Source organism: Spirosoma luteum DSM 19990 (assembly GCF_000374065.1).
Lineage (GTDB): Bacteria > Bacteroidota > Bacteroidia > Cytophagales > Spirosomataceae > Spirosoma > Spirosoma luteum.
The window spans coordinates 50,533-62,430 of record NZ_KB893270.1; the positions used below are offsets into that span (position 1 = coordinate 50,533).

Genomic DNA, 11,898 nt, shown 5'->3' on the forward strand with positions numbered 1-11,898 from the left:
GGTGGCCAGGTATGGCTAGGCGGCCTAAAATAGCCCTTATCAGCGTTCAATAAAACCGTTCATTCTAGTAGTTCAGCGATATTAATCGAGTTGACGTTTTTTTGAACGATTACTACCAAAAGGAGAAGTAAGATTCAACATAAAAAAAATAATCTGGTAAAATAACCTTGAACGGGTAAGGAACAAACCAAGTTAGTCGCTAATGATTGTCTAATAATAGTGCCTGACATTATACTTTTTGTTGGATATTTTAGCTTTATTGAGCACTTATCCATCTAACCATGTCTGCTCAACAAAACCTTACCCGTACCCTCAAACTTATTCGGCTGCTAAAGCAGCGGCCCGGCAAAACCCTCAACCAGCTAGCTCAGATTCTCGATTGTAGCCCGCGCCACGCCCGGCGGTTTATGGATGCGCTGAACGAGGCCGGGTTCATTATCGATAGCGAAGGAAAACGACCCCCTCGTTTCTTTTTGTATGAGGACGAACGCAGGCAACAGGCTGATTTCACAGAAGAAGAAGCCCAGTTGCTCAGGCAGGCGCTGGCGACATTGCCCGATACCCTGCCACTGCTGGCTCCACTCCGGCAGAAGATCTATCAGCACTCAACGCTGTTTCCCCTTTCCGATACCCTGGTCGATCAGCACCAGAGTCTGGTCGTGAACTTGCTGGCCGAAGCCATTCGTAACCGCCAGCAGGTGAAGTTGCTTCGCTATTACTCCGCCAATAGCAACACCATTGATGATAGGTTGGTGGAGCCTCATGCGTTCTCGGATAATTTCTCCCAGCTTACGGCCTACGAACCAGGCTCCGATACGGTGAAAACCTTCAAAACACAGCGTATCGATGATGTGATTTTGCTGGATACTTTGCAGACGAAACCACCGGCCGAAGCACCTACGGACCCCTTCGATTGGCCAGGAACGCCCGTTCGCATTTCACTCCGGTTGAGCCCAATGGCTTACCGGCTATTGATAGAAGATCGTCCGCTTACCCAGCCTGACATCCGGCTTACTCCGACCGACGAGGCATTTCCGTATACCTACACGGGTGAAGTGCGTAGCTGGGTAGGTATCGGGCGGTTTGTGTTGGGATTGCCTGGACAGATAATAATCAATGGCCCAGACGAATTTCGGGATTACGTGCGGGGACGGGTCAACGAATTTAGCCCATGAAGTAAGGTTACGCGGGTGCCCAGCTCAGAAAATCAAATGGGGTTACAATAGATACAGTCAGGTACGGATGCAGTACCAACAAGTCTTGATCACCCGTGATGATACAGGTAGCAACTCCGTCAATGGCCAGTTCAAGAAACTTATTGTCCTTAGCGTCACGGCAATCTTTGATTACACTACTAACATCGACAACGGTTGCTTTCAGACTATATTGATTGATGAACAAGTCTGCTTCAAAGGAAGTCAGGTAGCGGGCAAACTTAGGGCGATGTAATACCTGATTAAGCTCGGCTAAGCAACTCTCAGATGTTAGGAGTTCACCCCGATCTAAGGCCGCATCAAACGCCTGACGAGGAGCAGACTTGACAAATAAGGCCGCACTAACGAGGGTATTGGTATCCAGAACGAATCTCATTCTTCATCCAGTAATTGCTGTAGGATATCGGGCGTAAGGCCACGCTGGGTGGCTTTAAAGCTGACGTAATCCATGACATCGGTCAAACTGGTGGGTTCGGACAGGCAATCCGCCACTAACTGTGAAACCAGCGTTTGCTGTTGGGCAGACAACGTTTGAAAACGTTCAGCGGTAGTTGCGGGAACGGGAAGCTGAAGAATAGTCATAGATGCGACAGGTTTTGGACGAAGATACAAAAGAGTAACAAAATAGATTTCGGTTTGGTGACAGACTGTGTCACTTTACGGTAGTTGATTTGCTAACAGGAAAAACGACGAAAAGGTATGGATGGTGTAAGCTTTCAACGTAGTACTGAGATTCTATATCAATGCAAAGTCGTGCTACAGTCAGATGAATCTCTACCTGCTAATATGCAGAGTGAAGAAAAGTATTCAATGTACTGGTTTGGAATAACGAAAATCATTCTTCAGATTTGTGACAAGCAAGTTTTGGTTTTCCTTTATATCCTTTCCAATATATACAAAAATCTAAGGAGAAGTAAGTTTGAAATAATATCTTGGACGGATAATCACTTGCGAATAACAGAAAAGCCAACCAGTCTTTGCGAGGGACGAGGGTTGGCTCTCTGGGTTTTTCACCATAAAACTGTTATTCTATGGTTAACAAATTTAGGCTTTTGCGACCGTACTACAAAGCGGTTAGCCCTGATGTACTCATCAATCGCGAGAGGGACGATCTTCTCGGGTGCTCTCACTGCATCTTGTGCACCTTTCTCGAAGAAGGTTTTTGCACTGTTTGTAATCACCGATTTTACTGAAATCTGTAGTCGTGGTTCTTCAATTCATGTTTTACACTTGAACTGAAGAATCACGGCTATAAATCACACCGCAATGCTACAAACCCAAATTAGAATAGGCCAGCAACTCAGTCTGGGACGAGGAGATTGGGATGATATTCTGGACGCGCCAAAGATCGAGACGGAAACCAAGAAGGGTGATCCCATAACGAACTACGTCATACCATTGATTTTCGACTTAGATGCGCACCGGGTCGATTTTGGAAGTTTATACGAATACGACCCCGACGAGTCGCCAGGCCGGTACTTCAATGTCAAGATTCAGGGTGGAAATAACAAGGCTGTCTACACCTGTGTCGAATGGAAAAAGCTGGAGCAACTGCGTAAAGCTTTCTTTGGTATTGTCGACAAAAAAGGAGCTGAACCCGACCGGGGGCAGTTCACCGATGCCATTGAAACCGGCTTTGCCGATTTGCAAGGGACACCACTTTATGAGGTGTTAACCGAAATCTTCAAACTGCGTCCTGAATTTGAACGGCGGTTGGCTTTACTGGATAATGCCAAACTTGCCAATGCAGAAAAAGAAGAACTCGCTGAAGAAGACAGACAGTTTTTGAAAGCGGTTTCGCTGCGACCATCGGAGCGGCTCGTGTTGGTAGTGGCACAAGTTATCTGGTCTGAAAAAGGTTATACAAAGCCAACGCTATTCAGTCAAATCGACGGCTACCAAATGTTTCTGAAACGTAAGTTTATCGGTCAGGAATTGACACTTTCATCAGGCGAAGCCACTGAAAAAATTTGCTATGCAACCGGTGAGCGGTCACTCGAGGTGGGAGAACTAGATATTTCGGCTCGATACAGTCTGAATAAGATGTTTGTTACCACGACTGTCAATTACGCGAGTGGTTGGGAAAATGGGGCATTTCAAAAAAATTACCAAGTCGATAAACAGACGCAGATGTATCTGGAGCGTGGCTCAAAATACCTGCTTGAAAACTACAAAACACGCATTGCGGGTATTGACCACTGCATAATTCCTCAGCTTTTGAACCGGGATGAATCCGACATAGAAACTACCCTCCGTAACCTGAGTCGCAAATCTGATCTGTTGTTTCAGTTCAGTACCTATCAGGAAATTGTCGGTGATATTGACACAGAGACGACTAACCCTTACTGGATTACCTTCTTAGGTTTTGAGTCAGATGGTAATTTTTTCAAAACTATCAATGTCATAAAAGACGTTAGCCGGACGCATTTTGAACAGTTAATTACAGCTTTTCTCAAACTCAATAACGAATGGAAATCAATGCCGGGTGTCAATTGGACGAGCATCATGAGTATAGGGAAAGAACAAATTCTACTCGACTTCAACCTGTTCACCGTTTACACGCTTATCCCCGTTCGAAAGGATAAGGAAAAGAAGAATGAAGCCCTTAACCTGTTCAAACAGGTACTTGAAAAACGACCCGTCGAACGCGAAAAGTTATTCAGTTACTTCAAAGAATTAATCCTCTGCCACTACTACGGCCGATACGCTGGCTACACCAACATTCGCGAAAATACCGAGTTTGATTTTGCTGTTCGTAACGCGGTGTTCCAGTACCTAGCCTTCATCCATATTCTTAATCAGTTTAACCTTATCAACCCAATGGAAGAAAATCAAACCGATGATCCTGAAGAGATTACGCTCGATGCCGCGCCGGAAGAGCAAGTGCTGCCAGAATACCAGCAGAAAGTAGAAGAGTTTTTTGTGCGGATGAATTACAAGCCGGAACACAAGGCACTTTTTTACCTCGGACGAGTACTTAACACCGTAGCACAAACGCAGTACAAGAAAGAACACAAGACCAAGCCGGTGCTTAAAAAGCTGAATTATAACGGCATGGACCGGGATGACATTCGCCGGTTGCACCGCGATCTAGTCGAGAAAACTCAACAGTATAGCATTCACCGGTATACCGAAAGTACGCTGAGTCGTTTCATGATGCTTTTTAATCACGAAAACTGGACCATGAAACCTGATGAAGCTCTATTCTTTATCTTATCGGGATACTCCTTTTTCGCCGGTACCAAGAAGAAATCTACTAACAACGAATAACCTAAACCACCCCACAACAAATGGCAACGATTACGAAGAATGCTGATTTCCTGTTTCTGTACGATGCAACGCAGTGCAACCCTAACGGCGACCCCGATCAGGAAAATAAACCCCGTATGGATTATGACACTGACACCAATCTGGTGACCGATACTCGCCTGAAACGCTACATCCGTGATTACCTGAAAATGACCGGAACCGAAATCTTTGTCGACATGGAGGACGGCCGCAAAGTAAATCCCGAACAGAAACTGGAAGCGGTTGTAAAAAGGGCTTTAGCAAACGACGAAACGATTGGCGAACTGTTTGCCGAAAATGCAACTATGGGCGATGCTCTGGCTAAGATTACAGAAGCAGAGAAAACGCCCGAAAAGATTTTTAAGAAGTTGCAGGCGAAAGAGAACCGGTCGTTGAGTGTCTATTTGCTGGCGCAAATGGTCAAACAGAAGTTTGTCGATATTCGCTTGTTTGGTAGTGCCTTTGCCGTTGAAGGATTTACCCGTGCTTACACAGGACCTGTGCAAATAAATTGGGGCTATTCACTACACAAAGTACAATTGATGGAATCGAGTTCGATTGTCACGACGATGAACGACGATAGCAGCACCTTTGGGAAAGATTACCGGGTGCATTACAGTTTGCTAGCATTTAATGGCACCATCAATAAGTTTGCCGCCCAAAGCACTGGTCTGACTGATGCTGACATTACTACATTCCGGGATGCCATGTGGCAGAGCGTGCCCGCTATGCCCACCCGGTCAAAGCTCAATCAGTATCCCAAACTCTATGTCGAAATCACGTACAACGATGGTTTTTTCAATGGCAACTTTGGCGACCTGCGCAACTATGTAAGGGTTGAACCGAACGGGAATATTGAGGAAAAGCAGATTAGACGTTTTGAGGATTTACAACTTGATTTATCGGCACTTCAAAAACTCCTGAAAGAGAATACTGGTGAAGGAAAGGCCATAAAATCGGCCTATATCAAATCGGCTACTGGTATTGAGTTATCGGCAAACTGACCAGACATATGGAAGTTTTGCAGATAGATGTTGGCGGTAAACTCGCCCACTTTCGCAAATATTATGCGAACAATACAGCCATGAGTTTTAGCATACCACCCCGTACCACCCTGATGGGTATGCTGGCCGGTATGCTTGGCCGCCCCCGCGACAGCTATTACGACGAACTGGCTTCGGAGCGAATTCGGATTGGTGTGCGTGTCATGCAGCCTATCAAGAAAACGTTTCACCGGCTCAACTTGCTCAAAATTGTTGGTAAGGGTGATTTCGACGGGTCGAATGGGCGGATTCAGACTCCGTTTGAGATAGTGAGCGGGCTGAGTATCAGCCGTGGTTTGGTTGTGTATAGGATATATGTAGCTGCTCACGAAGGGGGCAATGAAACGTTTCAGGCACTGAAGCAAGCCCTGTTAAAACGTGAATTTCAGTATGCGCTAACATTCGGTACCGCAAATTTCACCGCGTCTTTACTCTCGGCAACGCTTATCACGGATGCGAAGCTAGTTGACTCAAACGGTTGGGTACTGGTTCATTCAGCTATGCCTTCTGATGCCGTTGAGCAACTGGATTTTGACCGACAGCGAACGGAGGATACACTACAGTCAATCGAAGAAGAATTACTGCCCGGTGATTTTGTGGGAAACTTCGACCGCGAGCTCCGGCGTATGGACCGGGTGCTGTTTTCAACTACAGCATCGGGCGTGAAAGTAAAGCTCAATAAGCCTTACTACGCATTAACCCAGGCTACCGAAACACAACATATCCTCTTCATGGAATGACAACGTTCTACTCCCATAGCAAGCAAAACGAGGACGGTTCCGTTTACGGTTCGAAGCATCTTGTCAACCACACAATGGCGGTTACAGACAAAGCTTTACAATCATTTCATGGACACGTAACGATGCAAACTGACCTACCGCTGACTGATGTTTTGCGGTTGGTTGGTATGTATCACGACCTCGGCAAATACACGACTCACTTTCAAAATTATCTGCTAAAAACGGGCACGTTCGATCAGGAGTTGAAACAGCACGCAAAGTTTGGTGGCTTTACGCTCTACCAGAAATATCGGTTGCAGGGTTTCGATACGCTGGCCTTATGGGCAGCGTATTTGATTATTCACCACCACAAAAGCCTGACAGATATTAATGACTTGAAAGGCTACGTTGTGGAGGAGAGTAAGGATGAGTTCATTTTCTATCAACAGGCTAAAACGATCGTCCCCGTATTAGCTCAGATTTCCAATGAACTTAATGAGCAAAACTTAGAGAATTACATCAGATACCCTGATAGAACGCTCATAAAAGCTATCCGGGAGTTGGCCAAAAAGCCAGATATTCATAATTACTTCCTGATAAATTATCTATTCTCGCTCTTGATTGAATCCGATAAATTAGATGCTTCCGAAACCGTTCTGTACACTCGCCAATCACTGTCCCCAACTTTGGTCGACCAACGGATTGCTCCCGTTGTGTTTCAGCCCAGAACAGCGGATGAGTTGACAAGGCTTGGTCAGAATGAGTTACGGAATTATGTGCGTGGTGCGGTCATGCAGAAGTTGGATCGAACAGATATTCTCGAAAAACGGCTGTTTACGTTAACAGCTCCTACAGGTATAGGTAAAACATTGGTTGCGCTGGATTTTGCCCTGCGACTGAAAGCAAAAATACGGGAACATGAGCGACACGAAGCCCAGATTATTTATGCGCTGCCCTTTATCAATATCATCGAGCAAGCCATTGTTGAGTACAAACGGGTGATACCAGATAAGGAGGGACGGGTGTTGGCGCATTATCAATTTGCCGACGCTTTAGAGCAACTATCGAAGAAGAACGATGACGAGGAAAATCAGGGATGGAATCAGAAAACGATGTTGCTGGATACCTGGCAGAGCGATGTAGTTATTACCACGTTCGTACAGTTTCTGCAAACGCTGATCGGGCATCGGAACAAACTCCTGAAAAAATTTCATCATTTCGCGGGTGCTATCATCATTCTGGACGAGGTACAGACGATCCGATTAGAACAGCTACCGCTTATAGGAGCAGCATTATACTATGCCTCGAAATTTCTCAACTCACGAGTCATTCTGATGACGGCTACAAAGCCAAAAACGTTTGAACTGGCCAACCGGGAAATCATTGCGAAGGAAGGGGATAAGCTCGATGTAACAGAATTACTCACTGAACACGAAGCCGTATTTAGTGCGTTTCAACGTACGAAAATCATCCCGTTAATCAGTCATCCCGTTGCTGACGAAGCCGCGTTTGTTGACGACTACTTCGCTCCCTTCTGGTCAGCCGGAAAGTCCTGCTTGATTGTCTGTAATCTGGTGAAACGGTCGGTAGATTTATTCACCGAAATTCAGACTTATGTTGGCAATTGTGGGTATCTCAATAAAGTATATTACCTATCGACCAATATAGTTCCGGCCCATCGGCTTTACGTGATAGACCGCGTTAAACTTGATCTTAAGTATGGTTTCAAGCCTATTTTGATTGCTACTCAATGCGTGGAAGCAGGTGTTGATCTGGATTTTGATATGGGCTTCCGCGATGTTGGGCCGATTGATTCTATTGTGCAGGTGGCAGGACGTATTAACCGAGAGAACTCATATGTCCGTCGACATTCGCCTTTATACGTGGTTGATTTTGACGACTGCGAAAAGATTTATGACCGTACTACGGCAACCCAATCGCGGCAGGCATTAACCAAGGGAGCGGCTGAAAACAATGGTGAAATTCCCGAAGAAAAGTATCTGACACTTATCGGCGAATACTACGATAATCTGTCTGCCGATGGTGTGAAATCGTTTAAGATGGCCCGCGATATTTTCGGTAGCATGAAACGCCTGAATTATGACAACGATGATAAAAATACCGCTCCGGTTTCAAGTTTTCAGGTAATTGACCATAAAGGTTTTGCCGTATCGGTATTCATCGAATTAGACGATGAAGCGACAGCGGCCAAAGAGGCCTTCAAGAGACTCATTCGTAAAAAAATGAGCAAAGAGGAGTTTGAAACTAAGCACAAACTGGCTTTCAATCAGCGAATTATAACTGTTCCTAAATACTTGAATAAGGTCAAGGAATTGCAGCAGGATAAAAAGTTGAATGAACTAGCAGAAGGTCTATACATTGTCAATCGCAACGAAGTTCAGGATTATTACAATGAGATAACCGGTTTTGATCGGAGTAAAGAAAATAATCAGATGAATCCTGTAGTCTTGTTCTAACCCACCACCATTAAAATGCCAACCCAAACCTTAATCCCCATCACGACTATTACCTTCCCCGAAATTACGCTCCGGACGCGGGATGCGCATAAGATGCGGGGGTACTTTGGCGACCTTTTCAGGGAACAATCGCCCCTGTTGCACAACCACCTGGAAAGCGATAATGAAGAAACCGGCGACGTGGCTACTACAGTTGTAAAGTTCCGGTATGCGTATCCGTTAGTGCAGTACAAGGTGTTACGCCAAACACCTACGCTAGTGGGGCTGGGTGAAGGCGCAGGACTTCTGGCACAGCTGTTTTTACAGATGCGGGAAATCGATATCGACGGTCAGTCCTTTCCCGTCCTGAGTAAGCACATACGGCACGAACAGGCTTCTGTTGGCATCGCGGACGATTTGATTGAATACCGGTTTGAAACGCTCTGGATGGCTCTCAACCAAACCAACTACCGCGATTACCGGCATTACTCTCAAGCTGAACAGCAGGCCCAGTTAAAACGGGTGCTGACGAGTCAGTTACTGGCCCTGTTCCGGGAGTTTGGACTGTGGCTGGAGCCCCATGAACGGATAATGGTAAGGCTGGATGTGCAGGAACGGACTACCCAGTTTAAAAACCAGACGATGGTTGCTTTTACGGGTAGCTTTCTGGCCAATGTTGTCCTACCCGATGGTATTGGCCTGGGCAAAGCGGTATCGCGGGGGTTCGGGACTGTTCAATTAGTGAATAATAGAATGAGTGTTTGACTGCTGTGCTGTGCGATGAATACCGTACAGCGTACTATTCACCCTTAATCCATGCAACTCCACATCACTACTTACGGAACGTATCTACACGTAAAAGATGCCATGTTCGATGTCCGAAGGAAGGGCGAGGATGGCAAAGTGATCAGTGCGACCTATTCGGCCGAAAAAGTGACGCATATTCTGCTGGCAACCGGTACCTCACTCAGCACCGATGCCGTACGGCTGGCCATGCGGCACAATGTCGATGTGGTGTTCATTGAGCAACAGGGCGATCCCATTGGACGAGTGTGGCACGCCAAACTGGGCAGCACCACCAAAATCCGGAAACGGCAGTTGGAGGCCAGTCTAGGAGCCGACGGATTACGCTGGATACGAACTTGGCTGTTGGCCAAACTAGATAACCAGACCGGGTTGATACGCGACCTGAAAAAACACCGGCCGCAACACGCCAATTATCTGGACGATAAACTGGTGCGGCTACAGGCGTTGTCGCTATCCATCACCACCGTGGAGCCATTGGCAGGTCGCCCGGCGTGCGTGGCGGAGGTGTCCGATACCCTGCGGGGGCTGGAAGGCACGGCGGGGCGACTGTATTTCGAAACACTGAGCTACGTACTGCCTCCTGATTATCGGTTTTCCGGCCGCAGTAGCCGACCGGCGCAGGATGCGTTCAACGCCTTTTTGAACTACGGGTATGGCATGTTGTACGGCAAAGTAGAAAAGACACTAATGCTGGCCGGACTGGACCCATACCTGGGATTTCTGCACCGTGATGATTACAATCAGTTGAGCATGGTGTACGACTTTATTGAGCCTTACCGAGGCTGGGCCGACGAGGTGGTTTTTCGATTGTTTTCGGCCAAGAAAGTAAATAAATCGCACATTGGTGAAGTATCCGGGTCGCGGTCGGGTTACTCGCTCAACGCGGCTGGCAAAGAATTACTGGTAAATGCGTTCAACGACTTTCTGGACAATGACCCCATTCGGTACCGGGGCCGGAATCTGGTACGGAGCCATTGCATTCAACTCGATGCGCACCAGTTTGCCAATGAACTCATCGGAAAAACCGGCGGACCGCCTGACCTGATAAAGCTATGATCGTGTGGGTACTCTATGACATTGTGAAGGATAAGTCCCGTACAAAAGCGGCCAAACGGTGTCAGCAGGCGGGTCTGTACCGGGTGCAGTTTTCGTGTTTTCTGGGTACGCTGACTCAGAACCAAAAAGACACGCTGCAACTGCAACTGGAAGAACTGATCGACGAAACGACAGATAAGGTGTATATTTTCCCCATGAGCCGTGGCGAATTACAGCAGACGGCTCTGCTGGGACAGGCATTCGATAAAAAACTGGTTACGGACGAAATCAGGGCGTTATTCTTCTAAGCTATGACCTTAACCCCTTCGCACATCATCGAGTATCTATTCTGCCCTCGTTTCACCTACTTTGAGTATGTTCTGGCCATCCCGCAGTTTGAGGAGAACGATTACAAAGTAATGCGGGGGCGGCACTTGCACGACGAGCGGCTGGAGCGCAACAAAGACTATCTGCGAAAGCGACTGGGTCGGCCTGGTGCTCCCGTTGTGGGAAAACACGTCGATCAGTATCTGACCAACGAATTGATTCGGGGCGTGGTGGACGAAGTGATCGAATTCGGCGATGGTACGATGGCTCCGCTGGATTACAAATTCGCCGAGTACAAGGACAAAGTGTACGACACGTATAGAACGCAGTTGTACTGCTATGCTTGGCTGATCGAAGTCAATTTCGGTCGTCAAGTGGATCGGGGTTTCATTGTGTACACTCGGAGTAATAATCGGGTCATTGAGGTGCCAATAACGGATGAAAATAAGGCGGATGTTAAGCAGGCGGCAAATTCTATATTCTCAATTATTGACCGAAATTTTTTTCCGAAGGCCACCAAAGCAAAGGCCCGTTGTGTAACTTGCACATACCGCAATGTGTGCATTAAATGACCGGCATCCGGGCAGCTTTATATTTTAAACTTGCCCAAAATTGCCTATAAACAATTGATTTTTAGATGTTTGCCTTTACGGAAAGGGTAGAAAAAATGGCTGATTCTGATGATCTTTGACCTGCTAAATAACAAAAAAGAGTGTAACCAGACTTGGGCTATATATCTGACTATGAGAACATTATCTCAAAGTACGGATTCCAGAGGCTAATCCATCACAAGAAGGATTGAAACGATATGCACCATCTAGTACGTACTGCAAGTCACCCAATTCCAGAGGCTAATCCATCACAAGAAGGATTGAAACATAACATATTATCGGAACTAGATAAAACAACCTTAAATTCCAGAGGCTAATCCATCACAAGAAGGATTGAAACACGAGGAAATCAACGGCATCGTTACGCCGGGAGTCTACAATTCCAGAGGCTAATCCAT

At 46.5% G+C, this 11,898-nt stretch carries 11 protein-coding genes; 9 read left to right on the forward strand and 2 right to left on the reverse strand.

Annotated features, from left to right (window positions below; genetic code table 11):
* Window positions 1-281: 281 nt before the first annotated feature.
* Window positions 282-1,175: a helix-turn-helix transcriptional regulator gene (locus B156_RS0119890; RefSeq protein ID WP_018621535.1), complete on the forward strand. Its 894-nt coding sequence runs from the start codon at window positions 282-284 to the stop codon at window positions 1,173-1,175.
* Window positions 1,176-1,182: 7 nt separating this feature from the next.
* Here the strand turns inward: B156_RS0119890 and B156_RS0119895 are convergent, their stop codons facing one another.
* Entirely contained in the window at window positions 1,183-1,590 is a 408-nt protein-coding gene (locus tag B156_RS0119895) for a putative toxin-antitoxin system toxin component, PIN family (RefSeq protein WP_018621536.1), read from the reverse strand.
* Window positions 1,587-1,796 carry a hypothetical protein gene (locus tag B156_RS0119900; RefSeq protein ID WP_018621537.1) on the reverse strand — a complete coding sequence of 70 codons (210 nt, stop codon included), beginning with the start codon at window positions 1,794-1,796 and terminating at the stop codon, window positions 1,587-1,589. Before B156_RS0119900 ends, B156_RS0119895 begins: the two co-directional genes overlap by 4 nt.
* 684 nt (window positions 1,797-2,480) lie before the next feature.
* Here B156_RS0119900 and B156_RS0119910 point away from each other — a divergent pair.
* The 8 genes from B156_RS0119910 to cas4 all read left to right on the forward strand — a co-directional run bounded on the left by B156_RS0119910 (window position 2,481) and on the right by cas4 (window position 11,461).
* A complete protein-coding gene (locus B156_RS0119910) occupies window positions 2,481-4,484 on the forward strand; it encodes a TM1802 family CRISPR-associated protein (protein WP_018621539.1) in 2,004 nt (667 codons plus the stop codon).
* A gap of 20 nt (window positions 4,485-4,504) precedes the next feature.
* The gene (gene cas7b / locus B156_RS0119915; RefSeq protein ID WP_018621540.1) at window positions 4,505-5,506 is read left to right on the forward strand and encodes a type I-B CRISPR-associated protein Cas7/Csh2; all 1,002 of its coding nucleotides are present in this window, start codon (window positions 4,505-4,507) and stop codon (window positions 5,504-5,506) included.
* 8 nt (window positions 5,507-5,514) lie between these two features.
* Entirely contained in the window at window positions 5,515-6,285 is a 771-nt protein-coding gene (cas5, locus tag B156_RS30435; protein ID WP_018621541.1) for a CRISPR-associated protein Cas5, read from the forward strand.
* A 74-nt stretch (window positions 6,286-6,359) separates the two neighbouring features.
* Window positions 6,360-8,741 carry a CRISPR-associated helicase/endonuclease Cas3 gene (locus B156_RS0119925; RefSeq protein WP_018621542.1) on the forward strand — a complete coding sequence of 794 codons (2,382 nt, stop codon included), beginning with the start codon at window positions 6,360-6,362 and terminating at the stop codon, window positions 8,739-8,741.
* A 15-nt stretch (window positions 8,742-8,756) separates the two neighbouring features.
* Window positions 8,757-9,485 carry a CRISPR-associated endonuclease Cas6 gene (locus tag B156_RS0119930; RefSeq protein WP_018621543.1) on the forward strand — a complete coding sequence of 243 codons (729 nt, stop codon included), beginning with the start codon at window positions 8,757-8,759 and terminating at the stop codon, window positions 9,483-9,485.
* A 51-nt stretch (window positions 9,486-9,536) separates the two neighbouring features.
* On the forward strand, window positions 9,537-10,583 hold the full coding sequence (gene cas1 / locus B156_RS0119935; RefSeq protein ID WP_018621544.1) for a CRISPR-associated endonuclease Cas1: 1,047 nt from the start codon (window positions 9,537-9,539) through the stop codon (window positions 10,581-10,583).
* Window positions 10,580-10,870, forward strand: a complete 291-nt coding sequence (cas2, locus tag B156_RS0119940) for a CRISPR-associated endonuclease Cas2 (RefSeq protein ID WP_018621545.1) — start codon at window positions 10,580-10,582, stop codon at window positions 10,868-10,870. Before cas1 ends, cas2 begins: the two co-directional genes overlap by 4 nt.
* Window positions 10,871-10,873: 3 nt before the next feature.
* Window positions 10,874-11,461 (forward strand): CRISPR-associated protein Cas4, encoded by a 588-nt coding sequence (gene cas4 / locus B156_RS0119945; RefSeq protein ID WP_018621546.1) that lies wholly within the window; start codon window positions 10,874-10,876, stop codon window positions 11,459-11,461.
* Window positions 11,462-11,898: the final 437 nt, after the last annotated feature.